This is a genomic window from Kitasatospora sp. NPDC086009 (assembly GCF_044540385.1).
In the GTDB taxonomy this organism is placed as follows: domain Bacteria; phylum Actinomycetota; class Actinomycetes; order Streptomycetales; family Streptomycetaceae; genus Kitasatospora.
Genome location: NZ_JBITSA010000010.1, coordinates 47,636 through 71,414 on the forward strand (window position 1 = coordinate 47,636; position 23,779 = coordinate 71,414).

At 74.4% G+C, this 23,779-nt stretch carries 23 protein-coding genes and 1 riboswitch; of the genes, 14 read left to right on the forward strand and 9 right to left on the reverse strand.

Annotated features, from left to right (window positions below):
• Positions 1-47: 47 nt before the first annotated feature.
• Positions 48-1,139 carry a PP2C family protein-serine/threonine phosphatase gene (locus tag ACIF6L_RS23305; protein ID WP_396486704.1) on the reverse strand — a complete coding sequence of 364 codons (1,092 nt, stop codon included), beginning with the start codon at positions 1,137-1,139 and terminating at the stop codon, positions 48-50.
• 121 nt (positions 1,140-1,260) lie between these two features.
• On the opposite strand from ACIF6L_RS23305, the gene ACIF6L_RS23310 reads away from it, so the two are divergent.
• The 3 genes from ACIF6L_RS23310 (at position 1,261) to ACIF6L_RS23320 (ending at position 4,199) form a co-directional block, all read left to right on the forward strand.
• Positions 1,261-2,310, forward strand: a complete 1,050-nt coding sequence (locus tag ACIF6L_RS23310) for a pseudouridine synthase (RefSeq protein ID WP_396486703.1) — start codon at positions 1,261-1,263, stop codon at positions 2,308-2,310.
• Between the two features lie 72 nt (positions 2,311-2,382).
• Entirely contained in the window at positions 2,383-3,135 is a 753-nt protein-coding gene (locus tag ACIF6L_RS23315; protein WP_396486702.1) for an SDR family NAD(P)-dependent oxidoreductase, read from the forward strand.
• Positions 3,132-4,199: an S-adenosylmethionine:tRNA ribosyltransferase-isomerase gene (locus ACIF6L_RS23320; protein WP_396486701.1), complete on the forward strand. Its 1,068-nt coding sequence runs from the start codon at positions 3,132-3,134 to the stop codon at positions 4,197-4,199. The genes ACIF6L_RS23315 and ACIF6L_RS23320 overlap by 4 nt, the downstream gene beginning before the upstream one ends.
• Before the next feature lie 24 nt (positions 4,200-4,223).
• Here ACIF6L_RS23320 and ACIF6L_RS23325 read toward each other — a convergent pair whose 3' ends face one another.
• The 5 genes from ACIF6L_RS23325 to ACIF6L_RS23345 form a co-directional block, all read right to left on the reverse strand.
• Positions 4,224-4,655, reverse strand: coding sequence for a nuclear transport factor 2 family protein (locus ACIF6L_RS23325; protein WP_329486538.1), 432 nt, complete (start codon positions 4,653-4,655; stop codon positions 4,224-4,226).
• Positions 4,656-4,828: 173 nt separating this feature from the next.
• On the reverse strand, positions 4,829-8,455 hold the full coding sequence (locus ACIF6L_RS23330; RefSeq protein WP_396486700.1) for a SpoIIE family protein phosphatase: 3,627 nt from the start codon (positions 8,453-8,455) through the stop codon (positions 4,829-4,831).
• A 240-nt stretch (positions 8,456-8,695) separates the two neighbouring features.
• Complete coding sequence (locus ACIF6L_RS23335; protein WP_359833865.1) at positions 8,696-9,880, reverse strand: thiolase family protein; 1,185 nt, start codon at positions 9,878-9,880, stop codon at positions 8,696-8,698.
• Positions 9,881-10,013: 133 nt separating this feature from the next.
• Positions 10,014-11,084, reverse strand: a complete 1,071-nt coding sequence (locus ACIF6L_RS23340; protein WP_396486699.1) for a serine hydrolase domain-containing protein — start codon at positions 11,082-11,084, stop codon at positions 10,014-10,016.
• Positions 11,085-11,240: 156 nt separating this feature from the next.
• Entirely contained in the window at positions 11,241-12,317 is a 1,077-nt protein-coding gene (locus tag ACIF6L_RS23345) for a glycoside hydrolase family 19 protein (RefSeq protein WP_329486534.1), read from the reverse strand.
• 296 nt (positions 12,318-12,613) lie between these two features.
• Here ACIF6L_RS23345 and ACIF6L_RS23350 point away from each other — a divergent pair, with 296 nt between their 5' ends.
• On the forward strand, positions 12,614-13,387 hold the full coding sequence (locus ACIF6L_RS23350) for a GntR family transcriptional regulator (RefSeq protein WP_352288705.1): 774 nt from the start codon (positions 12,614-12,616) through the stop codon (positions 13,385-13,387).
• Positions 13,388-13,494: 107 nt separating this feature from the next.
• On the opposite strand, the gene ACIF6L_RS23355 is transcribed toward ACIF6L_RS23350, so the two are convergent.
• Together ACIF6L_RS23355 and ACIF6L_RS23360 are read right to left on the reverse strand one after the other, a co-directional pair.
• Positions 13,495-13,914: an HIT family protein gene (locus ACIF6L_RS23355; protein WP_359808088.1), complete on the reverse strand. Its 420-nt coding sequence runs from the start codon at positions 13,912-13,914 to the stop codon at positions 13,495-13,497.
• 174 nt (positions 13,915-14,088) lie between these two features.
• Positions 14,089-14,784, reverse strand: coding sequence for an MSMEG_1061 family FMN-dependent PPOX-type flavoprotein (locus tag ACIF6L_RS23360; protein WP_396486698.1), 696 nt, complete (start codon positions 14,782-14,784; stop codon positions 14,089-14,091).
• Between the two features lie 133 nt (positions 14,785-14,917).
• Here ACIF6L_RS23360 and ACIF6L_RS23365 point away from each other — a divergent pair, with 133 nt between their 5' ends.
• The gene (locus ACIF6L_RS23365) at positions 14,918-15,232 is read left to right on the forward strand and encodes an antibiotic biosynthesis monooxygenase family protein (protein ID WP_396486697.1); all 315 of its coding nucleotides are present in this window, start codon (positions 14,918-14,920) and stop codon (positions 15,230-15,232) included.
• A gap of 47 nt (positions 15,233-15,279) precedes the next feature.
• Here ACIF6L_RS23365 and ACIF6L_RS23370 read toward each other — a convergent pair whose 3' ends face one another.
• A complete protein-coding gene (locus ACIF6L_RS23370; protein ID WP_329486529.1) occupies positions 15,280-15,528 on the reverse strand; it encodes an SCO4226 family nickel-binding protein in 249 nt (82 codons plus the stop codon).
• A 246-nt stretch (positions 15,529-15,774) separates the two neighbouring features.
• A riboswitch (FMN riboswitch) is annotated at positions 15,775-15,902 on the forward strand.
• Between the two features lie 190 nt (positions 15,903-16,092).
• Between ACIF6L_RS23370 and ACIF6L_RS23375 the strand changes: the two genes are divergently transcribed.
• The 9 genes from ACIF6L_RS23375 (at position 16,093) to ACIF6L_RS23415 (ending at position 23,713) form a co-directional block, all read left to right on the forward strand.
• Positions 16,093-16,755, forward strand: coding sequence for a riboflavin synthase (locus ACIF6L_RS23375; protein ID WP_329486528.1), 663 nt, complete (start codon positions 16,093-16,095; stop codon positions 16,753-16,755).
• The gene (locus ACIF6L_RS23380; RefSeq protein ID WP_329486527.1) at positions 16,752-17,399 is read left to right on the forward strand and encodes a nicotinamide mononucleotide transporter family protein; all 648 of its coding nucleotides are present in this window, start codon (positions 16,752-16,754) and stop codon (positions 17,397-17,399) included. Before ACIF6L_RS23375 ends, ACIF6L_RS23380 begins: the two co-directional genes overlap by 4 nt.
• On the forward strand, positions 17,396-18,655 hold the full coding sequence (locus tag ACIF6L_RS23385) for a bifunctional 3,4-dihydroxy-2-butanone-4-phosphate synthase/GTP cyclohydrolase II (protein WP_396486696.1): 1,260 nt from the start codon (positions 17,396-17,398) through the stop codon (positions 18,653-18,655). The genes ACIF6L_RS23380 and ACIF6L_RS23385 overlap by 4 nt, the downstream gene beginning before the upstream one ends.
• Positions 18,656-18,692: 37 nt before the next feature.
• Complete coding sequence (gene ribH / locus ACIF6L_RS23390; protein ID WP_329486525.1) at positions 18,693-19,166, forward strand: 6,7-dimethyl-8-ribityllumazine synthase; 474 nt, start codon at positions 18,693-18,695, stop codon at positions 19,164-19,166.
• A 111-nt stretch (positions 19,167-19,277) separates the two neighbouring features.
• Positions 19,278-19,550, forward strand: a complete 273-nt coding sequence (locus tag ACIF6L_RS23395; RefSeq protein ID WP_030306151.1) for a phosphoribosyl-ATP diphosphatase — start codon at positions 19,278-19,280, stop codon at positions 19,548-19,550.
• Positions 19,551-19,601: 51 nt separating this feature from the next.
• Complete coding sequence (hisG, locus tag ACIF6L_RS23400) at positions 19,602-20,450, forward strand: ATP phosphoribosyltransferase (RefSeq protein WP_329486523.1); 849 nt, start codon at positions 19,602-19,604, stop codon at positions 20,448-20,450.
• A gap of 136 nt (positions 20,451-20,586) precedes the next feature.
• Complete coding sequence (locus ACIF6L_RS23405; RefSeq protein WP_329486522.1) at positions 20,587-21,021, forward strand: PH domain-containing protein; 435 nt, start codon at positions 20,587-20,589, stop codon at positions 21,019-21,021.
• Positions 21,022-21,317: 296 nt separating this feature from the next.
• Positions 21,318-22,661 (forward strand): hemolysin family protein, encoded by a 1,344-nt coding sequence (locus ACIF6L_RS23410; RefSeq protein WP_396486695.1) that lies wholly within the window; start codon positions 21,318-21,320, stop codon positions 22,659-22,661.
• The gene (locus ACIF6L_RS23415; protein ID WP_396486694.1) at positions 22,658-23,713 is read left to right on the forward strand and encodes a hemolysin family protein; all 1,056 of its coding nucleotides are present in this window, start codon (positions 22,658-22,660) and stop codon (positions 23,711-23,713) included. Before ACIF6L_RS23410 ends, ACIF6L_RS23415 begins: the two co-directional genes overlap by 4 nt.
• Positions 23,714-23,779: the final 66 nt, after the last annotated feature.

The following is a 23,779-nucleotide window of genomic DNA, read 5'->3' on the forward strand; positions in this document are numbered from 1 at the left end:
GGCGGTCACCGTACCCGGGCCGGGGCTCACCGCTCCCGGGACAGCGCTCACCGCTCCCAGCGCAGGGCGAGGAGCGCCGCGTCGTCGGTCGGCCCGGCGGTGCCGACCCAGTCGCCGACCTCGGCGAGCAGCGCGTCCAGGACGTCCCCGGGGCCGGTCGCCGGCAGCGCGGCGAGCCGCTCCGCCAGCGGGTAGAACCGGTCCGCGGTGTCGCGGGCCTCCGAGACGCCGTCGGTGTAGAGGATCAGCAGGTCCCCCGGGAGCGGCTCGAAGCCGCCCGCCCGGTAGTGCTCGCCGATCAGCCCGAGCAGGCCCAGCGGCGGGGCGTGCAGCGGCGGAGCCAGCTCGGTCACCCGGCCGGCGCGGCGCAGCAGCGGGTGCGGATGCCCGCAGTTGACGAAACGGGCCGGCCCGCCGGCCGGGGCCACGTCCAGCAGGAAGGCGGTCGCGAAGCGCTCGTTGACCCGGCGCTCGGACAGCGCGGCGTCCAGCCGCTCCGCCACCCGGACCAGGTCGGGTTCGGTCCGCGCGGCCTCCCGGAACACGCCCAGCACGTCCGTGGCGGTCTCCACCGCCGGGAGCCCGTGGCCCTGGACGTCCCCCAGCAGGATCCGGATCCCGTGCGGGGTGTCCACCACCTCGTAGAGGTCCCCGCCGATCCGCGCCTCGGCCGCCGCGGCGGCGTACCGCACGGCCACCCGCAGTGGTCCGATCCGTTCCGGCGGCGGGCGCAGCAGGGCCCGCTGCGCCGCCTCGGCCACCGTCCGGACCTGGGTGAGTTCGCGCTCCCGGGCCGCCACCAGGACGACGTTGGCGGCACTGGCCAGGGTGGCGGCCAGGACGGTGATCAGCGCGGCGAGGTGCACGGACAGCGGCAGCCCGCTGTTGCTGAGCTCCAGCAGCACCACGGCGGCGGTGGCGACCGCCCCGGCGAACAGGGGTACCCGGGCCGAGCGGGTGATCGCCCCCGCCAGCATCGGCGCCACCGCGAGCACGGGGGAGAGCGTCGTCCCCGGCCCGGTGATCAGGTCGGCCACCACGGCCGCGACCAGCAGCAGGAACGCGCAGCCGAGTAGCCGCTTGGCCCGCCGGGGCAGGCGCAACGCCGGCAGCGCGTCCTCCGGGCCGTCTCTGGTCACGCGTACACCTCCGGTGGGCGGGGCCCACTGTCCACTCTCCACCGGCCCGGCCGTCCCCGGCACCTCGGGCATCCGGCCGGGCCCCGGGAGCCGCGGCGGCCCCGGTTAGGGTGGCGGTGAGATGAGACGCAAGCGCAAGGCACCGACCGCACCCCTCCCGCAGCGCCGCGGGGTGGACCCGGTGCACCTGCGGCTGCCCGCCGAGGGGCCGTGGCCGACGGTGCGCGCCTACCTGGCCGAGCGGCTGCCGACCGTCGACCCGGCGCGGATCGACGCGCTGCTGCGCGGGCGCGAGATCGTCGGCGTGGACGGCCCGATCGGGCCGGAGGAGCCGTTCCGCCCCGCCGGTCACCTCTGGCTCTACCGGGACCTGCCCGCGGAGGTCCCCGTCCCGTTCGAGCTGGAGCTGCTGTACCGGGACGACCACCTGGTGGTGGTCGACAAGCCGCACTTCCTGGCCACCACCCCGCGCGGCCGGCACGTCGTCGAGACGGCGCTCTCCCGGCTGCGGCACGGGCTCGACCTGCCCGCGCTCAGCCCGGCGCACCGGCTGGACCGGCTGACGGCGGGCCTGGCGATGTTCGTGGTGCGGCCGGAGGACCGGGGCGCCTACCAGACGCTCTTCCGGGACCGGCTGGTGCGCAAGGAGTACCAGGCCGTCGCACCGCACCATCCGGCGCTCGCGCTGCCCCGTACGGTCCGCAGCCACATCGTCAAGGAGCGCGGCGTGATCGCGGCGCGGGAGCTGGACGCCCCGCCCAACAGCGAGAGCCGGATCGACCTGGTCGAGCACCGGGACGGTCTGGGCCGCTACCGGCTGCGGCCGCTCAGCGGGCGCACCCACCAGCTGCGGCTGCACATGAGCGGCCTCGGGGTGCCGATCCTGGGGGATCCGGTGTACCCGGTGGTGCTGCCCGAGCCGGCCCCGGACGACTTCCGCCGGCCGCTGCAACTGCTCGCCTCCGTGGTCGAGTTCACCGACCCGCTGACCGGCCGGCCGCACCGCTTCGAGACCCGCCGCACCCTGGCCGCCTGGGCCGATCCGCAGTCCTGGGCGGCCGCCGACGCGCCGGTCCCCGCACCCCGTCCGGCCCGGGACCCGGACCGGGACTCCGACGAGGACTCCGACCGGGACCGGGACCACGGCCCGGGCCTCGGTCCGGCGATCTAGGCCGAACGGACCACCGGCCCCCCGGCCTGCGGTCCGATCCGCACCGGACCGCCCCGGAGCGATCGTGGTGCCATGAACGCACCTCAGCACACCGCAGGATCCGCCGCCCCCGTCGCCGTGGTCACCGGTGCCTCGCGCGGCCTCGGCCGGGCGCTGGCCCGGGCGCTCGCCGCCGACGGCTGGCAGCTGGTGATCACCGCCCGCGACGCGGCCGAACTCTCCGCCGTCGAGGCCGAACTGGCCGCCGTCACCACGGTGGTCGCGCCGGCCGGCTCGGTCGTCGACGACGGCCACCGGGCCCGCCTCGCCGAGGCGGCCGCCGGCCTCGGCGGAGCACGGCTCCTGGTCAACAACGCCGGCACGCTCAACGGCTCCGACACGACCGACGTCCCGCTGCCCCGCCTCGCCGACGTCCCACTGCCCGATCTGCTGGAGACCTTCGAGGTCAACACCCTGGCGCCGATCGCGCTCACCCAGCTCGTGCTGCCCCAGCTGCGCCGGCACGGCGGGGCCGTCCTGAACATCAGCTCGGACGCGGCCGTCGAGGCCTACCCCGGGTGGGGCGGCTACGGCGCCAGCAAGGCGGCACTGGACCAGGCCTCCGCCGTGCTGGCCCGGGAGGAGGAGGCGGTGCGGGTCTGGGCGGTGGACCCGGGCAGCATGCGCACCCGGATGTACCAGGACGCCTGCCCGGGCGAGGACATCTCCGGCGAGCCGCTCCCCGAGACCGTGGTGCCCGCGCTGCTCGCCCTGGTGGGCGGCAGCCGGCCCTCCGGCCGCTACCGTGCCGCGCACCTCCCGGCAGGTGCGCGGGCCGCGCGATGACCGCCGCCGCGGACCCCGGGATCGACGTCACCGTCCCGCCCGAACTCTCCGCCCGGGCCCCGGCGGAGGCGCGCGGCACCGCCCGCGACGGCGTGCGGATGCTGGTCGGCCGCCGGAGCGGGCCGGCCGTCGGGCACCGCCGCTTCACCGAGCTCCCCGAGGTGCTGCGCCCCGGGGACCTCCTGGTGGTGAACAACTCGGCGACCCTGCCCGCCGCGCTGCCCGGCCGGCTGGCCGACGGCACCCCCGTGGCGCTGCACCTCTCCTCGGCCCGGCCGGACCGGCGCGGGGCCTTCCTGGTCGAGCTGCGCCGCCCCGCCCCCGGCGCGGCGGCCGCCTTCTGGCCACTGGAGGAGTCCCCGGCCCGGCCGGGGCTGAGGGTGGCGCTGCCGGGCGGCGCCGCGGCCGACCTGGTCGAGGCGTTCACGCCCCGGCTCTGGTACGCCCGACTCGCCCTGCCCGAACCGCTGGTGGCCTACCTGGGCCGCCACGGCAAGGCGATCCGGTACGGCTACGTGGACCGGGACTGGCCGATCGAGGCCTACCAGACGGTCTTCGCCACCGTTCCGGGCAGCAGCGAGATGCCCAGCGCCGCGCGGCCGTTCACCGCCGGGGTGGTGGCCCGGCTGGCCGGGCGGGGCGTGCTGGTCGCGCCGATCACGCTGCATACCGGTGTCGCCTCGCCGGAGGCGCACGAGGCGCCGTACGCCGAGTGGTTCCGGGTACCGGCCGCCACGGCCCGGCTGGTCGGCCACGTCCGGGCCGGTGGCGGGCGGGTGATCGCGGTCGGCACCACCGCCGTCCGGGCCCTGGAGTCGGCGGTCGGGCCGGACGGGAGCGTCCGGGAGGCCGAGGGCTGGACCGAACTGGTGGTCACCCCCGAGCGCGGGGTGCGCGCGGTGGACGGCCTGCTCACCGGCTGGCACGAGCCCCGCGCGTCCCATCTGCTGATGCTCGCCGCGGTGGCCGGCCGGCCGCTGCTCGAACGCTGCTACGCGGCGGCCGTCCACGAGCGCTACCTGTGGCACGAGTTCGGCGACGTCAACCTGCTGCTGCCGGACTAGGCCCGGCCGGGCGGCGGCCGGCCGTCAGCCGGCCGCGGGCGCGAAGAGCGTGCGCGCCGCGTGGTCGGTGTCGAGGTACTCGCGGACGGCGGTGATCAGGCCGTTCTCGACGGTGAAGACGCCCAGGCACCGGTTGTGGTAGGCGGCGCCGTTGGCCGCCGTCCCCCGCGCGGTCCACTCGGCGACCACCTGCGGGCCGTCGGCGAGCAGACCGGTCAGCGTCACCTCCAGCGGGGTGCCGGGCGCGAACAGCGTGCCCACCGAGCCGAGGAAGTCGTCGAGGATGGCGGTCCGGCCGCGCCAGACCCCGGACAGCGGCAGGTCGCCCGGGTAGGACCAGGTGGCGTCCTCGGCGAACGAGGCAGCCGCGGTGGGCAGGTCGCCCTCGGCGATGGCGGTGACGTAGCGCTCCACGACGGTGCGGGGGTCCAGCTGGTTCACGACGGCTCGGTTCACGACGGCTCCTCGGGTTGCGGTCCGGGACGGTCGCCGGGCCCCTCGCCCGGCCGCGCCGTCCTGTGGGACCAAGCCAACCGCCCGGCCGCCGGGCGGGCCAACAACCCGGCGTGAGCGGCGACAAGGATCGGTTGTCGTACCAGGCCGGGGCGGGTGCGCGGCCGGGGGAGGAGCTACCAGGGCCGGCTGCCCGGCGGCAGCTCCAGCTCGAACCAGACCACCTTGCCCTCCCGGGTGCGGCGGGTGCCCCAGCGGTGCGCGAGTTCGTTGACCAGGTGCATGCCGCGCCCGCCCTCGTCCTCCTCCTGGGCGCGGCGGATCCGCGGCGACTCGCTGTCCCGGTCGGCGACCTCCACGGTGAGCACCCGGTTGTGGAACAGCCGCAGCTGGACGGGGGATCCGGCGTGCACCAGCGCGTTGGTGATCAGCTCGCTGGTGAGCAGTTCGGTCCAGTCGGCGAGCGCGCCCAGGCCCCAGCCGGTCAGCGTCTCCCGGGTGAAGCGGCGGGAGTGCGCGACCATCGCGTGGTCGTCGCTGAGCGAGAGGGTGGCGATCCGGTCGGTGCCGGTCGGCCGGGCCTGGGCCAGGATGATCGCGATGTCGTCCTCGCTGGTGCGGCCGGTGAGTTGGGCGAGCACGGCGTCGCAGGTCTGCTCCAGCGTGCGGTGCCGGTCGCCGACGGTCCGGCAGAGCAGGTCCAGGCCCTCGTCGAGGTCGCGGCCCCGGCGCTCGACCAGGCCGTCCGTGTAGAGCGCCAGGATGCCGTCCTCCGGGAGCGTGAACTCGATGCTCTCGAAGGGGACCCCGCCGACGCCGAGCGGTGCGCCCGGGGGCAGTTCGACCAGCTGGGCCCGGCCGTCGGCGTCGGCCACCACCGGCGGCAGGTGGCCCGCGCAGGCGGCGGTGCAGCGCCGGTCCACCGGGTCGTAGATCACGCAGACGCAGGTGGCGAACTGGCCCTCGCCGATCTCCGCGGTGGCCTCGTCGAGCCGGTGCATCACCCGTTCCGGGTCGAGGTCGAGGGTGATCAACGTCCGTGCCACGGTGCGCAGCTGGCCCATCGTGGCGGCGGCCCGGATGCCGTGGCCCATCACGTCGCCGACCACCAGCGCGACCCGGCCGGAGGAGAGCGGGACGATGTCGAACCAGTCGCCGCCGACCTCGCTGACCACGCTGCTGGGCAGGTAGCGGTAGGCGATCTCCAGCCCGATCGCGCGGTGGATCTCCTGCGGGAGCAGGCTGCGCTGCAGGGTGAGCGCGGTGTCCCGTTCGCGGCGGTAGAGCCGGGCGTTGTCCATCGCGAGCGCCGTCCGCGCGGCCAGCTCCTCGGCGAGGGCGCGGTCCGCCGGCCCGTACGGCACCGGGTTCCTGGTCCGCAGGAACTCCGCGCCGCCCAGCACCATCCCGCGGGCCAGCAGCGGCACCATCAGATAGGAGTGCACCCCGGCGTCCAGGCCCGGCTGCACCCGGTCCGGCGCGGCCACGATCCCGCGCAGCGCCGTCTCGTCCACCTCCGAGACCAGGATCGACCGGCCGGTGCGCAGGCTCTGCGCGTACACCTGGGCGGACTGCGAGGTGGCGCCCACCTGGTCGGCGGCGGCCGCCATGGTGCCGTCCGGGCTGGCCTCGCCGACGGCGACCGCCCGCATCAGGACGGAGCCGTCGTCCGGTACCGGGCTCGGGTCCTCGCCGCCGAGCACCGCGTCGCGCAGGTCGACGGTGACGAAGTCGGCGAACCGCGGGATCACCACCTCCACCAACTCCTCGGCGGTGCGGTGCAGATCGAGCGTGGTGCCGATCCGGGTGCTCGCCTCGTTGAGCAGGGAGAGCCGCTGCTGGGCCGCCCAGGCCTCGTCCAGGGCGCGCTGGCGGGCGGCGGCCGCGTCGCGCTCCCGGGTGAACAGCAGCGCGTTGTCGATCGAGACGGCCGCCCGGACCGCCAGCTCCCCGGCGAGCGCCAGGTCGTCGTCCTCGTACGGTCGTTCGACCACCGTCCGGTAGAAGGCGGCGACGCCCACCGGCGAGCCGCGGGCGATCAGCGGCACCACCATGAACGAGAGGACGTTCTGCTCCCGCGCGGCCGCGGTGCGGACGGGGTCGTCGGCGAACCAGGCCATCCCCTCCTCGTCCATCCGCGGCACCAGCACCGGCTTGCGGTGGGCGAGGCTCCACGCGTACGGCGAGCCGGGCGCGAACCGCTGCACCCCGCCGGTGCGGTCGATCGGCTCGAGCGTCGAGCCGTGCGCCGAGTGGAACGCCATCCGGCGCAGCACGGCGGAGCCGTCCGCCGGGGCGCGGACCTCGCGCTCGCCGCGCACCAGGTCGTCCAGCACCTCCACCACCACGGTGTCGGCCAGCCGGGGCGTCGCGACCTCGGCCAGCTCCTTCGCGGTCTGCGCCAGGTCGAGGGTGGTGCCGATCCGCGCCGAGGCGACGTTGACCAGGGCCAGCCGTTCCTGCGCGGCCTTCGCCTCGCGCAGCGCCTGCTGGCGGGCGAGCACCGTCTGGTGCTGGCGCAGGTAGAGGCGGGCGTTGTCGATGGCGACGGCGGCCCGCGAGGCCAGCTCGTCACCGAGCGTGATGTCCGCCTCGGCGAACGCCTCCCGCTCGCCGCGCCGGGAGTACACCACCATGCCGAGCGTGGTGCCGCGCGCCACCAGCGGGGTGATCCGCACCGAGCGGGGCCGGTCGCCGAGGTAGGCCTGTCGGCGGCTCTCGGTGATCGCCGAACTCAGCGGCGGCAGCTCCCAGGACGGCGTCACCACCGTCCGCCCGGTCGCCAGCGCCCTCCCGTACGGGGAGTCCGGCGACAGCTCGTACACCGAGTCCACCGGCAGCGCCTCGGCGGGGTAGAGCGGGTCGGTGGTGGCGAGCGCCAGCCGACGGACCAGGTGCGGGACGGACGGGTCGAGCGGCTCCACGGTGCGTCCGGCGACCAGGGCCTCCAGCGCGAACACGCCGCTGATGTCGGCGACCCTGGGCACCATCGCGTCGGCCAGCTCCCGGGCGGTCTGCCGCAGGTCCAGGGTGGTGCCGATGGAGGCGGTGGCGTCGACGAGCAGCGCCAGCCGCTCCTGGGCACGGGCGGCCCGGGCGTCCGCGCGGAACCGTTCGGTGATGTCGATGAGCGTCGAGCTGACCCCGAGGACCTCGCCGCCCGGGTCCTCCAGCCGGAAGTAGGAGGCCGACCAGGCGTGGTCGTGCGTCGGGTCGCCGGGGGTGCGGCCGTGCGAGCGGGCGTCCACGACCGGATCCCCGCTCTCCAGCACCTGCCGCATCACCTCCTCGCTCTCGGCGCCGTTGATGCCGGGCAGCAGTTCGGTGAGGCGGTGGCCCAGGTGCGCCTCGACGGGCAGGCCGTTGACCCGGGCCAGTGCGTCGTTCAGCCGGACGAAGGCCAGCCGGCTGTCGTACACGGCCATGCCGACGGGGGACTGCGTGAAGAACCCGTCCAGGACGGCGAGGTCCGCCTGGATCCGGCGCAGCGTCGTGACGTCGGACGCGACGGCCAGCACCAGCGGACTGCCGCCGGGGCCGGAGATCGGGTGGGTGCGGAACTCCAGGTTCACGTAGTGGCCGTCCCGGTGCCGGACCGGGAAGACGCCCGACCAGCCGCGCCCGTCGACGATCTCCTGGAAGAGCTCCAGGACCTCGGGCCGCTGGTCGTCGGTGGCCAGCAGCTGCGCGGCCAGCGAGCCGATCGCCTCCTCGGCGCTGTAACCGAGCAGCGCCTCGGCGTCATTGCTCCAGTGCAGGATCCGCCCGTCCGCCTCGATCAGGGCGGTCGCGATCGGGACCATCAGCAGGGCGTCCTGACGCGACCCCCCGGCGCCCGGTCGCCCCGGGCGCGGCCCCTCGGAGCCGCCGGTATCACGTTGCTCGTTCACCATGGCCAGAGAACCGCCCGGAGATCGTTTCTGCCAGCCCTGCCATCTTCCCACGGCCCCCGCACCCCCGCCCCGCGCACTCCGCCGGGGCGCCGCCGCCCGCCCCGAGCCGCCCGCCCCGTGGCCCTCCGCCACCGCGGTCGGTCCAGCGGGTCAGTCCAGTGCCTCCAGGACGGTGGCGTTGGCCAGGCCGCCCGCCTCGCACATGGTCTGCAGGGCGTAGCGCGCGCCGCGCCGGCGCATCGCGTGCACCAGGGTGGTCATCAGCCGGGTGCCGCTGGCCCCGAGCGGGTGGCCGAGGGCGATCGCGCCGCCGTTCACGTTGACCTTGGCCGGGTCGACCCCGGTCTCCTGGAGCCAGGCCAGCACCACCGAGGCGAACGCCTCGTTCACCTCGAACAGGTCGATGTCCGCCGGCGAGAGCCCGGACCGCCGCAGCACCTTCTCGGTGGCGGGGAGCACGCCGGTGAGCATCAGCAGCGGGTCCGAACCGGTCACCGCGAAGGAGTGCAGCCGGGCCAGCGGGCGCAGGCCCAGCCGGGCGGCCGTCTCGCTGCTGGTGATCAGCACCGCCGAGGCGCCGTCGTTGATCGGGCTGCTGTTGCCGGGCGTCACCGACCACTGGATCTGCGGGTACCGCTCGGCCATGGCGGGGTCGGTGAAGGAGGGCCGCAGTCCGGCGAGCACCTCGGGTGTGCTGCCCGGACGCACCGACTCGTCCCTCGTGACGATCCCCGTGGGCGTCGGCACCGGGGCCAGCTCCGCCTCGAACCAGCCGGCGGCGTGGGCGTGCGCGGCCTTGGCGTGCGAGTCGAGGGCGAAGGCGTCCATCGCCTCCCGGGTGACGGACCACTTGGCGGCGATCAGCTCGGCGCTGACGCCCTGCGGGATCAGCCCACCGGGGTAGCGGGCGTTGATCGCGGCGCTGAACGGGTCCGCGCCGGGGGGCACGTTGGACCACATCGGCACCCGGCTCATCGACTCGACGCCGCAGGCCACCACCAGGTCGTACGCGCCCGCGATCACGCCCTGGGCGGCGAAGTGGACGGCCTGCTGGGAGGAGCCGCACTGCCGGTCCACGGTGGTCGCCGGGACGGACTCCGGCAGGCCGGCCGCCAGCCAGGCGTAGCGGGTGGTGTTCATGGCCTGCTCGCCGACCTGGTCGACGCAGCCGCCGATCACGTCGTCGACCAGGGCCGGGTCGATCCCGCTGCGTCCGACCAGGGTCCGGAGGGTGTGCGCGAGCAGTTCCACCGGGTGGACGGCGGAGAGCGCGCCCCCCGGTTTGCCCTTGCCGATGGGGGTGCGGACAGCTTCGACGATTACGGCGTCACGCATGACGGCCGCCTTCCTCTGCGAGGGGCTCCGGGCGGTCGGGCCCGGGGCACGAGGGTAGTTGGAAAGTCGAACCCACTATAGAGGAGTGGGTTTGGAAATCCAACCATCGAACCTCGTCCGTCCTCGGGTCCGGTCAGGCGGCGGCCTCCGGGTAACGGCTCTGCAGGGTCCGCAGCAGGGCTATGCCGCCCGGATCGACCGAGCGGCGGGTGTTGGCCAGGGCGATCACGCCCACCTGCTTCTCGGGGTCGAAGGCGACGAAGGAGCGGAAGCCGCCCGTCCCGCCGTTGTGCCAGATCTGCAGGTGGCCGCCCTGGCGGGGGTGCAGCCGGTGGCCGAGCCAGCCGAGGTGCACCCAGGCGAACGGGTTGACCCGGTGCTCCACCTCCCGGGTGAGGGCGATCGCCGGCGCCAGGGGCTCGCCGCCGCCCGCGCAGGCCAGCTGGGCCCGGAGCAGTACCGCCAGGTCGGCGGCGGTCGAGCGGAGCCCGCCGGCGCCGGCGAGGTCGGCCAGCTGCCAGCCGGGCACCGGTCGGCGCCCGGGCGTGTGGCCCTGGGCGAGCCGGCCGGCCCGCTCCCCGTCGACGCGGATCACCGTGTCGGTGAGCCCGAGCGGTTCGCAGACCTCCCGGGTCACCAGCTCCTCGTACCCGGTGCCGGCCCGGTGGGCCAGCGCCAGGCCGAGCAGCCCGGCGCCGAGGTTGGAGTAGCGGAAGCCCCGCCCGGGAGCGGCCCGGGGTCTGGTCCGGGCGAGCCCGGTGAGCAGCATGTCGGAGGTGCAGCCGCGGTACGGGTCCGGCTTGTTCGGGCGGAGCAGTGCGGGCAGCAGCATCCCGGCGGGCAGCCGGGGCAGGCCGGAGGTGTGAGTGGCGAGGTGCCGCAGCGCGATCGGCCTGCCGCGCCTGGCCGGCACGCTCACCCCGGCCGGCAGGGCGCCCGCCAGGACGTCCGCCAGCGGTTCGTCGAGCGCCGTCGAGCCGTCGAGTGCCATTCGGGCCAGCGCGAGCGAGGTGAACACCTTGGTCACCGAACCGATTTCGAAGACCGTCCGCGGGCCGGGCACGTCACCGGGCCGGCCGGCGGCGGTGCTCCCGGCGCCCCGGATCTCCACCGCGCCGCCGGCCAGGCCGGCGACCACCACGCCGACCTGCTGGGTCGCGAGCCGGTCGGCGGTCTGTTGGACAAGGCTGCCAAGGTCGTTCATGGCTTCGAGCCTAGGTGTCCGGCGGAGCCCGGTCGTCCGCCCGGACGACGATTCCCGCCCCCGCCGGTCCTCCGTCAGGAGTACGCCCCGCTGCTCCCCCTGATGTGCGGGGAGAGCGGCGGGGCGTAGCGGGGCGGAGTCGCCCCTGGCGCGGCGTCAGCAGCCCAGGTTCGGGCCCGGGACGGTGCCGAGGATCTGGGTGAAGGACTGGTAGGCGTTGATCCGGCTCTGCACCTGCGCCGGGTTGCCGCCGTTGCACTCCAGTGAGCCGTTGATGCTGCGGATCGTCTCGCCGAAGCCGGCCCCGTTGACCATGGCGTTGTGCGGGGTCATGGTGCCCGGGCCGGTCTGGGTGTTCCAGTACCAGAGGGCGGTCTTCCAGGCCACCGCCGGGTCGGTCTGCACCAGGCCGGGGTTGTGCAGCAGGTCGATGCCCAGGGCGTCGCCGGCGGCCTTGTAGTTGAAGTTCCAGCTCAGCTGGATCGGACCGCGCCCGTAGTACGCGGCCTGCCCGGCCGGGCACCCGTACGGCTGCGAGCTGTCGCAGTAGTGGGGGTAGTTGGCCGTGTTCTGCTCGACCACGTAGACCAGCCCGCCGGTCTCGTGGTTCACGTTGGCGAGGAAGGCCGCGGCCTCCTGCTTGCGGACGGTGTCGCCGCCGGTGTTCGCGAAGGCCGGGTAGGCGCTGAGCGCGTCGAGCAGCCCCTGGTAGGTGTAGAAGGAGTTCCGGTTCGGGAACATCTGGTTGAACTGCGCCTGGCTGACCGGGAACCCGCCGGGGTTCGGGGTGGTGGGGGTGGTCGGGCCGCAGCTGTACGGCTCCCAGTACCAGGTGCTGATCACCGGGTCGTAGCCCGGGTTGTCGTGGGTGGCCCGGTAGTACCCGCCGTTGGTGTAGCGGACGATCGCGCCGGTGGTGTACGCGCGTCCGGCGACCCAGTCCGGGTAGACGCAGCCGCCGGGGGTCGGCGTCGGGTCGGTCGAGCCGCCGCAGGAGCCCTGGTCGGCCCAGACACCGGTGCCGGCGGTGCTCGGGGTCTCGTTCTGGGTCCACCACTTGGCGGACCAGTTGTGCCCGTTGTAGGAGACGGCCGCGCCGCCGGTGTACGCGGTGGACGCGTTCCACGGCGTGGCGCAGGCGGCCGCGTTGGCCGCCGAGGCGGGCAGCAGCAGGAACACGGCCAGCGCCGTGACCAGCGCGGACAGCAGTGCGAGCAGGCGTTTCGTTGACACTTGATCACCCCTTGTGCGGTGGGGGCCGCACGGTCGTGGAGGGAGGTGGGTCGTGACAGGGAGCGCGCGGCCCCGCGGTGTGCGGCGCGTCGTGGGGGACGGGCCGCCCGAGGTGCGGCCGGCCGGGATGCGGCCGGGCGAGGTGCCTGCCGGCCGGGGGTACGGGCCGGTGCGGGCCGTGCGGGGTTAACCCCAGACTCAAGCGGAATGGTCTATACCTGTCAAGAGCATGACGGGGGTTCGGGGCGAATTCGGCCGGAACCGGACGGTGCCGCGGAGTCTGCGAGGATGGCGCCATGGAAGAGACTCCCGGGCCGGCCGCCCCGGCCGGTCCCGGCGCGCCGATCAGGTCGGGCATCCCCGACCACGGTCGGGTGCCCAAGTACTACGCCGTCAAGGGCCGGCTGGAGGAGTTGCTGGACGAGCTCGGCGAGGGCGGTGTGCTGCCGACCGAGCGCGATCTCGCGGCCCGCTTCGAGGTGGCCCGGGAGACCCTCCGCCAGGCACTGCGCGATCTGCTGATCCAGGGCCGGGTCCGCCGCCGCGGCCGCAGCACCGTGGTCGCCGGGCCGAAGCTGGAGCAGCCGCTCTCGCTGGCCAGCTACACCGAGGGCGTCCGCCGCCAGGGGCGGCTGCCCGGCCGCAACCTGATCGGGCTGGAGCGGTTCGCCGCCGATCCGCTGCTCGCCGGGCAACTGGCCATCGCGGTGGGGGAGCGGGTCTGGCACCTGGAGCGGGTGCTGCTCGCGGACGGCGAGCGGGTCGGCCTGGAGAGCACCTACCTGGCGGTGGCCCGGGTGCCCGCGCTGGACCGGGAGTTCGACCCCGGGGCGTCCTTCTACGCCTTCCTCCGGGAGAAGGCCGGCATCGAGTTCGGCGGGGCCGACGAGCGGATCGAGACGGTGCTCGCCTCCCCGCGCGAGGCGCTGCTGATCGGCACCCCGCCCGCCCTGCCGATGCTGCTGCTCCACCGGCTCACCAGGGACGCGGACGGCGTGCCGCTGGAGCGGGTCCGCTCGCTCTACCGGGGCGACCGGTTCAGCTTCACCACCCGGCTGGAAGCCGGCTGACGCGCGGTCCGGCGCCGGACCCGTCTCGCACCCGGTCGCGCCGCGCCCGGCCGCACCGCGCCGGGGCCCCCGGACGGCCCGGCGGACCCGACGCCCGGGCCGTCCGGCTACCCGGGCGCGGCGAGCGCGGCCCGCAGCCGCTCGGCGACCGCCGCCGCGGCCGCCTCGTCCGGGTACTTCCCCCGTGGCCAGAAGAAGCCGCGCAACCCGTCCTTCGGATTGCGCGGCACGACGTGCACGTGCAGGTGCGGCACCGACTGGCTGATCCGGTTGTTCGCCGCGACGAAGCTGCCCGCCGCCCCCAGCCCCGCCTCCACGGCGGCGGCCACCCGCCGCACCCGCAGGAAGAACGGCCCCACCTCCGCCGCCGGCAGGTCCGCCAGCGTGCGGTGGTGGGCGCGCGGCACGACCAGGACGTGGCCGGGGAAGAGCGGACGCCGGTCCAGGAAGGCCACCGCCGCCTCGTCGTCCAGCACCCGGTGGGCCGGCTCCTCGCCCGCCACCACCGCACAGAAGACGCAGTCCATCCGTCCATTCAAGCCACCACCCGCCGGCCCGGCACGCCCGCGGACCACGCATCCGCGCCGCTTCACCCGTCCGGCCGCCGACGCGAGCGTGGTGGACGTCGGGGCCGCGGCCTGAGCCCGGCAGGAGTGGGCGGGCCGGCGCCGCGCGGTGCGGGCCCGCCCGGCCGGGACCGCCTACTCGTACCGGTAGAGCAGCGACTCCCGCTCGGTCTCCTCGATCATCTCGATGGTCAGGCCGGGATCGCGCAGGTGGGACAGGGTGACCTCGGCGGAGCTGGGCTGCTCGTCCTTGCCGAGCCAGTTCTCCGGCTTCCAGGCCGAGCCGCGCAGGAACGCCTTCGGGCAGTGCGCGTACACCTCCTCGACCGCCACCACGACGGCGCTGCGCGGCGGCTTGCCGACCGCCGTCAGCTGCTGCAGCAGCCGCGGGTCGGTGGAGACGCAGGCGCGCCCGTTGACCCGGAGCGTGGTGTCCCGGCCCGGCACCACGAAGAGCAGCCCGACCCGGCCGGTCTCGATGATGTTGTGCAGGGTGTCCAGCCGCTTGTTCCCGGTGGCGTCGGGGATGGCCAGGGTGTGCTTGTCCAGCACCGACACCAGCCCGGGCGGCCCGCCGCGCGGCGAGACGTCGCACCGCCCGGCCGCGTCCGCGCTCGCCACGAGGACCAGCGAGGAGCAGGCGATCAACTGCCGCGCCGGCTCGTGGATGTGGTCCACCTGCTTGCGCCGCGCGTGGTCGCCGGGCTGCTCGTAGACCTCCCGGAGGTCCGCCGCGGTGCGCAGCGCGTGGGCGCCGAGGGCGGCGAACAGGCTCTCCGGCGCCTCGGGCGGGGTGCTGGACGGAACGGCGGTCTCCGGTGTGGTGGTCATACCGGGAATTTAGCGAAGCTCGTCCGGCGGCCGGCGGCCGGCGGCCGGCGCCCTGGTCCTGTCCGGGGAGCCGGCCGGACCCTCCCCACCAGCGGCTCCGCGCCGATAATGGGGCCAAGGAGTTTCGCGGGAGGTGGTGGACGTGATCGTCAGGATCTGGGCCGGGCAGGTCATGGCCGGACACGTCGAGGAGTTCTGCGCGGTGCTCGCCACGCAGGTGATCCCCCAGCTCGGCCGGACCGACGGCTGTCTGGGCGGCGAACTGCTGCGCTCGGTGACGGAGGACGGCCACCGGGTGCTGGTGCTCAGCCGGTGGCGCGACGAGGAGGCGCTGCGCGGGTACGCGGGGCCGATGTGGCGGATCCGGCCGGTCTGGTCGGAGGGCGAGCTGCGCTACCTCGCGCACCCGCCCGAGGTCAGCCACTTCACCCTGGTACCGGCCACCTGAAACGCCGCCCCGCCCCGGAGCGCAGGTGACCGGCCGGGCGAGGGCCGTCAGACCACGAGCGGCACCGGGTGGATCTCGTCCGCCGGGTGGCCGGTGCGCTCGTGGACGCGCTGCACGGCCTCCTTCGACGGCGCCTCGGAGAGGCAGTAGACGGTGCCGGACTCCGGGTCGGCCCAGGCCTGCTCGAACTGCACGCCCTCGTTCTCCTGGACCGCCAGGTCCGCCTGGTGGGCCATCCGCAGTTCCTCGCCGGTGATTCCGGTCATGCCGTGGTGGACGTCCATGAACTTGGCCATCGTCCTCGCACCTCCAGGAGTCCCGGCCGGTCGGCGCCGACCGTGTAACACCAGCCTGCGCCCGTCGCACCCCGGGCCGCCACCGGAGGCGGCCCGGCCGGCCCGGCACCCCTGCGCGGGCCGCCCCACCGGGCCCGCGCCGCCCCGCGCATTCCCGCCGCCCGCGTGAAACAGACCACAGCGGAAGCCTCTCCCTGGGCCTGTGCGGGCCATGGCACAATGACGTCAGTAGTAGCAGTGACGTTCAGCGCACTCCGGGGTCGGTGAAAATCCGAACCGGCGGTTACAGTCCGCGACCCGTCCGCAGCCAGCGGCCGGTTGACCAGGTGAAATTCCTGGACCGACGGTTAAAGTCCGGATGGGAGGCGTGCGCGGCGGACGATGAGCAGTACCCGTGGTCCCCCGGTGGACCGCGGGCAGGTGTGCGACGGGAGAGCTCTCTCCCGGCGGTTGCGCGACAGCCCGGCGACGGGTCCTGTCCGGTGGCCCGCGCACCCGTGCCCGTCCGTGTCCTCTCCCATGCCCGCCCCGGAGTCCGCGCCCCCAAGCGCGAGGAGAACCCGGGTGTTCACCGGCATCATCGAAGAGCTCGGCGAGGTCGTGTCGATCGAGGAGATCGGCGACTCCTCGCGAATCCGCCTGCGCGGACCGGTGGTCTGTCAGGACGCGCACCACGGCGACTCCATCGCGGTCAACGGCGTCTGCCTGACCGTCGTCGACACTCCCGAGGAACTGGCCGGCCGGTCCGGTGAGTTCAGCGCCGATGTGATGGCCGAGACGCTCCACCGCTCCAGTCTGGGCGAGCTCGCCCCCGGCTCCCGGGTCAACCTGGAACGCGCGATGGCCCTCGGCGCACGGCTCGGCGGGCACCTCGTCCAGGGCCATGTCGACGCCACCGGCGCCCTGTTGGGCCGCGAGCCCGGCGAGCGCGACGCCGACGGCAAGCTCCGCTGGGAGGTGCTGCGCTTCTCGCTGCCCGCCACCATCTCCCGCTACCTGGTGGAGAAGGGCTCGATCACCGTGGACGGCGTCAGCCTGACCGTGGTCGAGGCCGCCCGCGACAGCTTCACCGTCAGCCTCATCCCGGCCACCCTCGCGCTGACCACGCTCGGCACCAAGGCCGTCGGCGAGAGCGTCAACCTGGAGGTCGACGTCCTCGCCAAGTACGTGGAGCGGCTGCTCGACTCCCGCACCCTGCCCTCGACGATCACCGGAGAAGCCCAGTGAACTGGCTGAGCGGAGAAGCGTTCACCGTCTTCGGTGAGCACGTGAAGTGGGCCGACATGATCGGCAACCTGCTCGGCCTGGGCGGCCTCGCGCTCGGCTGGCGCCGCTCGGTGTGGAGCTGGCCGGTGCAGCTGCTCTCCGGCGCCGTGCTGATCACGGCCTACCTGAACGGCCACGTCCCCGGCCTGATCGGCAAGCAGCTGATCGTGGTCGCCACGGCCGCCTGGGGCTGGACGCAGTGGCGGCGCGGCCGCCGCGGGGCGGACGGCATCGCCGTCCGGTTCGCGAGCTGGCCCGAGCGGGCCGCCCTGGTGGCCGGCACCGCGCTCGGCACCGGTGCGCTGGCCTGGCTCTTCCTGGCCAACCCCAGCCTCTCCTGGAGCCCCTGGTCGGACGCCTACATCTTCGTCGGCACGCTGGCGGCGATGGTCGCCCAGGCCCGCGGCTGGGTGGAGTTCTGGTTCGCCTGGATCGCCGTCGACGTGGTCGGCGTCCCGCTCGCCTTCAACAGCGGCTACTCCTTCTCCGGCCTCACCTACTCGATCTACTTCGTCCTGGTACTGCTCGGCCTGCGTTCCTGGTGGCTGAGCACCCGTGAGCCGCGCACCACGTCCGCCACCGTCCCGCAGGGAGCCACGGCATGACCGCCAACCAGACCGCCGACCTCGACCTCGCGCTCGACCCGGTCGAGCGGGCCGTCGCCGACATCGCGCTCGGCCGAGCCGTGATCGTGGTCGACGACGAGGACCGCGAGAACGAGGGCGACATCGTCTTCGCCGCCTCCGCCGCCACCCCCGAGCTGATGGCCTTCACCATCCGCTACAGCTCCGGCGTGATCTGCGTCCCGATGACCGGCCCGGAGCTGGACCGGCTCAAGCTGCCCCCGATGACCCAGGTCAACGAGGACCGCAAGGGCACCGCCTACGCCGTCTCGGTCGACGCCCGCGACGGGGTCGACACCGGCATCTCGGCCGCCGACCGCGCCCGGACCGTCCGGCTGCTCTCCTCCACCGGGACGGAGCCCGGCGACCTCACCCGCCCCGGGCACGTCTTCCCGCTGCGGGCCGTCGAGGGCGGCGTGCTCGTGCGCCCCGGCCACACCGAGGCCGCCGTCGACCTGGCCCGGCTGGCCGGGCTGGCACCGGCCGGCGCCATCGCCGAGGTGGTCAACGACGACGGCACGATGGCCCGGCTGCCCGAGCTGGTCGCCTTCGCCCGCGAGCACGGCCTGGCGATCATCTCCATCGAGGACCTGATCGCCTACCGCCGCCGCACCGAACTCCACGTGGACCGGGCCGCCGTCACCGCACTGCCCACCGCGTACGGGGAGTTCACCGCCGTCGGCTACCGCGGCACCATCGACGGCGTCGAGCACCTCGCCCTGGTGGCCGGCGGCCTGGACGCCGACGGCCGCCTCCCCGACGGCGAGGACGTGCTGGTGCGGGTCCACTCCGAGTGCCTCACCGGTGACGTGTTCGGCTCGCTGCGCTGCGACTGCGGCCCGCAGCTGGAGGCCTCGCTGCGCAGGGTGACCGAGGCCGGCCGGGGCGTCGTCCTCTACCTGCGCGGCCACGAGGGCCGGGGCATCGGCCTCGCCCACAAGCTGCGCGCCTACGAGCTCCAGGAGCAGGGCCGCGACACCGTCGACGCCAACCTGGACCTCGGCCTGCCCGCCGACGCCCGCGACTACAGCATCGGCGCCCAGATGCTCGGCGACCTCGGCGTCCGCTCGCTCACCCTGCTCACCAACAACCCCGAGAAGCTCGCCGCGCTCACCGAGTACGGCCTGAAGGTCAAGGGCCGCGAGCCGGTCGAGACCCCGGCGGGCGAGCACAACCTGCGCTACCTGCGGACCAAGCGCGACCGGCTGGGCCACGACCTGCCCGGTCTCGGCTCCTGAAGCACCCCCGTCACGACCCCCGAAAGAGGAACAGCACATGAGCGGCCACGGAGCCCCCGAGCTGACCATCGACAACGCCGCCGGCCTCAAGGTCGCCGTGATCGCGGCCCAGTGGCACGAGCAGGTGATGAACGGCCTGCTGGACGGCGCCCACCGCGCCCTCAAGGAGCTCGGCATCGACGAGCCGACCGTGCTGCGGGTGCCCGGCACCTTCGAACTGCCGGTCGCCGCCAAGCGCCTCGCCGACCGCGGCTACGACGCGGTGATCGCGCTCGGCGTGGTCATCCGCGGCGGCACCCCGCACTTCGACTACGTCTGCCAGGCCGCCACCGCCGGCCTCACCCAGGTCAGCGTCGACACCGGCGTCCCGATCGGCTTCGGCGTCCTGACCTGCGACAACGAGCAGCAGGCGGTGGACCGCGCGGGCCTGCCCGGCTCCTCCGAGGACAAGGGGCACGAGGCCGTCACGGCGGCCGTCGCCACCGCCGCCGTCCTCAAGTCGCTCGCCTGACGCGCCGCACCGACCAACGGCACGGTCCCGGACCGTGGACGTCCACCGGACTGTCCACGGTCCGGGACCGTTTACCGCCTGTAAGCCCGCACGCCGTAAGGTGAGTCCATCATGGCTTCGAAGACATTCGAGGAGCTCTTCACCGAGCTCCAGCAGAAGGCCGCCACCGGCGACCCCTCGTCCTCCCGTACCGCGCAGCTCGTCCAGCAGGGCGTCCATGCGATCGGCAAGAAGGTCGTCGAGGAGGCCGCCGAGGTCTGGATGGCCGCCGAGTTCCAGTCGGACGAGCAGACCGCCGAGGAGATCTCCCAGCTCCTGTACCACCTTCAGGTGATGATGGTCGCCCGTGGGCTGACGCTCGACGACGTCTACAAGTACCTCTGAACCGGTCCGAACAGCACACCCCACCCCCCACCAGGTAAGGAACCGACTTCCATGCTGCGCATCGCCGTCCCCAACAAGGGTTCGCTCTCGGGTCCCGCGGCGGAGATGCTCCATGAGGCCGGCTACCGCCAGCGCAAGGACCCCAAGGAGCTCGTGCTCGTCGACCCGAACAACGAGGTCGAGTTCTTCTTCCTGCGCCCGCGCGACATCGCGGTGTACGTCGGCTCCGGCCGGCTGGACGTCGGCATCACCGGCCGCGACCTGCTGCTGGACTCGCACTCCAACGCCGAGGAGGTGCTGGCCCTCGGGTTCGGCGGCTCCACCTTCCGCTTCGCCCGCCCGGAGGGCGTGGACGTGAAGGACGTGCAGGGCCTGGAGGGGCTGCGGATCGCCACCTCGTACACCGGTCTGGTCGAGCAGCACCTGGCCGACCACGGGGTCAAGGCCACCGTGACCAAGCTGGACGGCGCGGTCGAGACCGCGGTGCAGCTGGGCGTGGCCGATGTGATCGCCGACGTGGTGGAGACCGGCACCAGCCTGCGCAACGCCGGGCTGGAGGTCTTCGGCGAGCCGATCCTGGTCTCGGACGCCGTGGTGATCCGCCCGAAGGGCGCGGGGGAGGACGCGGGCGTCGACCAGTTCCTGCGCCGCCTCCAGGGCGTGCTGGTGGCCCGTCGCTACGTGCTGATGGACTACGACATCCGTGCCGAGAACGTGGGCGCCGCCGTCGCGCTGACCCCCGGCCTGGAGTCGCCGACCGTCTCCCCGCTGCACACCGAGGGCTGGGTGGCCGTCCGTTCGATGGTGCTCCGCAAGGAGGCCCAGCGGATCATGGACGACCTCTGGGGCATCGGCGCCCGGGCCATCCTGGTGACGAACATCCACGCCTGCCGCCTCTGACACCCCCGCGCGTGAAGCAGCGGAGTTAAACAGCGGTTCAATGGGGCGGGGGCGCCGGTCGGCGCCCCCGCCCTTTCGTCGACGGCCGGCACCCGGCCGCCGGTGCCGCCCCGCCTGGACCCCCCGGAGACCGCACGTGACCAGCCCCGCCGAGTTCCCCGTCACCTGGGCCCCGCGCCGCACCCGGGCCGTGCTGCTGCCGGTCTGCGTGCTGCTGGTCGTGATGTTCGTCGCGATCGCCCTCGCGCTCCCGGCGAGCTGGCAGTTCAACGACCGGCTCATGATGGTGCTCAGCGGCGTGCTGTTCGCCGGCGTCGGCCTGATGCTGGCCAGGCCCCGGGTGAGCGCCGACACCGAGGGCATCACCGTGGTGAACTTCGTCCGCCGCCGCCGGCTGGCCTGGGCCGAGATCGTCCGGGTCAACTTCCGCCAGGGGGACCCGTGGGCGACCCTCGACCTGGCCGACGGCACCTCGCTGGCCGTGGTCGGCATCCAGTCCGGGCTCGGCAAGGCGCAGGCGATCGCGGACGCCCGGGCGCTGCGCGACCTGGTCGAGCGCCGCGGCCGCTGATCCGCCGCCCCGACCGCCCCCGGCCTGCCCGCCCCCTACCCGCCCCCTACGCCGCCCGGGCCGACCCCTGTCCGCCCGGCGCCGCCCCCTGGCGGGTCCGAACGGGGGGCCGACAGTCGCACGGGTATCGTCTACGCTGGTAAAAAGCAGGGCAAAGCCATGCCATTTGACCGGCGCCGCCCGACAGCGGGCCCTGCGCGGAAACGACTTGAGGAGTGACTCCCCCCGTCCATGGACGATCCGTCCGGTAGTACCCGCGCCGCCCGGCTTCCCGGTATCGGAAGGCAGGCGGCACTGTGATCACCGCCTGGCTGCTGCTGTTCGCGGCGTTCCTGCTGATCCTCGCCAACGGTCTGTTCGTGGCCGCCGAGTTCGCCTTCGTGACCGTGGAGCGGGGTGCGGTGGAGCGCTCCGCCGAAGCCGGCGACGCCCGGTCAGCCCGGGTCGTCCGCGCCGTGCGGCACCTCTCGTTCGAACTCTCCGGCGCGCAGCTCGGCATCACCGTCACCTCGCTGGTGGTCGGCATGCTCGCCGAGCCGGCCCTCTCCGTCCTGCTGAAGCCGGTGTTCACCACCGTCGGCCTGCCCGACGGGGCCGCCCGGGGCGTCGCGGTGATCGTCGGCATGCTGCTGGCCACCGTGGTGCAGATGGTGATCGGCGAGCTCGTCCCGAAGAACTGGGCGATCTCCCGGCCGCTCCAGGTGGCCCGCTCGGTGGCCGCCCCGCACATGGCCTTCTCGCACGCCTGCCGCCCGCTGATCAGCTTCCTGAACGGCTCGGCGGACCGCACCGTCCGCGCCCTCGGCGTCGAGCCGCAGGAGGAGCTGGACCATGCCCGGACCCCCGCCGAGCTGGGCTCACTCGCCCGGCACTCGGCCCGGGCCGGGGTGATGGACGAGGAGTCCGCCACCCTGTTCGTGCGCACCCTCGGCCTCGGCGACCTCACCGCCGAGTCGGTGATGACGCCGCGGATCGACGTCGCCGCCCTCCAGCGCGACGCCAGCGCCGCCGACGTGCTCAACCTCACCCGGGCCACCGGCCTCTCCCGCTTCCCGGTCTACACCGACAGCCTGGACGAGGTCACCGGCACCGTCACGCTCAAGGACGCCCTCGCGGTGCCGCCCGCCCGGCGCGCTCTGGTCAGGGTCGGCGATCTGGCGGTGCCGCCGCTGCTGGTGCCCGAGACGCTCCCCGCCGAACGCCTGCTGGACCAGCTGCGCCGGCTCCAGCCGATGGCCATCGTGGTCGACGAGTACGGCGGCACCGCCGGCGTGGTCACCGTCGAGGACATCGTCGAGGAGCTGGTCGGCGAGGTGCAGGACGAGCACGACCCCGCCGACACCCCCGAACTGATCCCGCTGCCGCCGCTGCACGGGCTGCCGGTCTGGGCCGCCGACGGCCGGGCCCGGATCGACCACCTGGAGTCGATCGGCCTGCACGCGCCCGACGGCCCCTACGAGACCCTGGCCGGCCTGGTCTCGGACCTCCTCGGCCGGCTGCCCGTCCCGGGCGAGCAGGCCGAGCTGCCCGGCTGGCGGTTCACCGTCGAGGCCGTGGACCGCCACCGCACCAGCCGGGTGCGGGTGGAGCGCACGAGCGGGCGCCCGCGCCCCGGTGACGACGAGGGCGGCGCCCGATGACCGTGCTCCAACTGGCCCTCGCCGTCCTGCTCCTGCTGGGCAACGCGTTCTTCGTCGGCGCCGAGTTCGCGGTGGTCTCCGTCCGGCGCAGCCAGATCGAACCGCTCGCCGAGGCGGGCGACAAGCGCGCCCGCACCGTGCTGCACGCGCTCTCCAACGTCTCCGCCATGCTCGCCGCCGCCCAGCTCGGCATCACCGTCTGCTCGCTGGGCCTGGGCGCGCTCGCCGAGCCGACCATCGCCCACCTGCTGGAGGGCCCGTTCCACGCCCTCGGCGTGCCGGTCGGCCTGATGCACCCGCTCTCCTACGGGATCTCGCTGGCCGTGGTGGTCTTCCTGCACATGGTGATGGGCGAGATGGTGCCGAAGAACCTCGCGCTGGCGGGGCCGGAGAAGGCCGCGCTCCGGCTCGGCCCGCCGCTGGACCGGCTGGCCCGCTGGCTCGCGCCGGTGATCTTCTTCCTGAACGCCTTCGCCAACGCCGTGCTGAGGCTGTTCAAGGTCGAGTCCAAGGACGAGGTCGAGTCGGTCTTCACCACCGAGCAGCTGATGTACCTGCTGGTCGACTCCCGGGACGCCGGCCTGCTCGACGAGGACCGCCAGGAGCGCCTGGAGGACGCCCTGGAGCTGGGCCGCCGCCCGGTCACCGAGGTGCTGCTCAAGCCCGAGCAGCTCGTCACCGTGGACACCAAGGTGACCGCCGCCCAGGTCGAGGAGCTGGCGCTGCGCACCGGCTTCTCGCGCTTCCCGGTCACCGAGGGCGACCCGGCCGGCCCCGGCTACCCGGGCTACCTGGGCTACCTGCACCTCAAGGACATCCTGGACGTCGACGACCAGGCGGCGCCGGTGCCGGCCCGCCTCTGGCGCCCGATCACCGTGGTGCGCGGCACGCTCCCGCTGGACGACGCGCTCGGCGCGATGCGCCGGGCCGCCTGCCACCTGGCCGCGGTGGTCGACCAGGACGGGCGCACGCTCGGCGTGGTGACGCTGGAGGACGTGGTGGAGGAGCTGGTCGGCGAGGTGCACGACCCGGACCACCGCTCCGCCGCCTGACGGCCCGTCCCGGCGGCCGCCCTCCCGGGCCGCGAGGTTCCGCTGTGGGCGATTCTGCTCTGAGCA

Excerpts from the sequence above, each read along its gene's own strand:
- ACIF6L_RS23310 (WP_396486703.1), top strand. The coding sequence starts at position 1,261 with ATGAGACGCAAGCGCAAGGCACCGACCGCACCCCTCCCGCAGCGCCGC.
- ACIF6L_RS23315 (WP_396486702.1), top strand. The coding sequence starts at position 2,383 with ATGAACGCACCTCAGCACACCGCAGGATCCGCCGCCCCCGTCGCCGTG.
- ACIF6L_RS23320 (WP_396486701.1), top strand. The coding sequence starts at position 3,132 with ATGACCGCCGCCGCGGACCCCGGGATCGACGTCACCGTCCCGCCCGAA.
- ACIF6L_RS23330 (WP_396486700.1), bottom strand. The coding sequence starts at position 8,455 with ATGGTCCCGATCGCGACCGCCCTGATCGAGGCGGACGGGCGGATCCTG.
- ACIF6L_RS23335 (WP_359833865.1), bottom strand. The coding sequence starts at position 9,880 with ATGCGTGACGCCGTAATCGTCGAAGCTGTCCGCACCCCCATCGGCAAG.
- ACIF6L_RS23340 (WP_396486699.1), bottom strand. The coding sequence starts at position 11,084 with ATGAACGACCTTGGCAGCCTTGTCCAACAGACCGCCGACCGGCTCGCG.
- ACIF6L_RS23350 (WP_352288705.1), top strand. The coding sequence starts at position 12,614 with ATGGAAGAGACTCCCGGGCCGGCCGCCCCGGCCGGTCCCGGCGCGCCG.
- ACIF6L_RS23355 (WP_359808088.1), bottom strand. The coding sequence starts at position 13,914 with ATGGACTGCGTCTTCTGTGCGGTGGTGGCGGGCGAGGAGCCGGCCCAC.
- ACIF6L_RS23360 (WP_396486698.1), bottom strand. The coding sequence starts at position 14,784 with ATGACCACCACACCGGAGACCGCCGTTCCGTCCAGCACCCCGCCCGAG.
- ACIF6L_RS23370 (WP_329486529.1), bottom strand. The coding sequence starts at position 15,528 with ATGGCCAAGTTCATGGACGTCCACCACGGCATGACCGGAATCACCGGC.
- ACIF6L_RS23385 (WP_396486696.1), top strand. The coding sequence starts at position 17,396 with ATGACCGCCAACCAGACCGCCGACCTCGACCTCGCGCTCGACCCGGTC.
- ribH (WP_329486525.1), top strand. The coding sequence starts at position 18,693 with ATGAGCGGCCACGGAGCCCCCGAGCTGACCATCGACAACGCCGCCGGC.
- ACIF6L_RS23395 (WP_030306151.1), top strand. The coding sequence starts at position 19,278 with ATGGCTTCGAAGACATTCGAGGAGCTCTTCACCGAGCTCCAGCAGAAG.
- hisG (WP_329486523.1), top strand. The coding sequence starts at position 19,602 with ATGCTGCGCATCGCCGTCCCCAACAAGGGTTCGCTCTCGGGTCCCGCG.
- ACIF6L_RS23415 (WP_396486694.1), top strand. The coding sequence starts at position 22,658 with ATGACCGTGCTCCAACTGGCCCTCGCCGTCCTGCTCCTGCTGGGCAAC.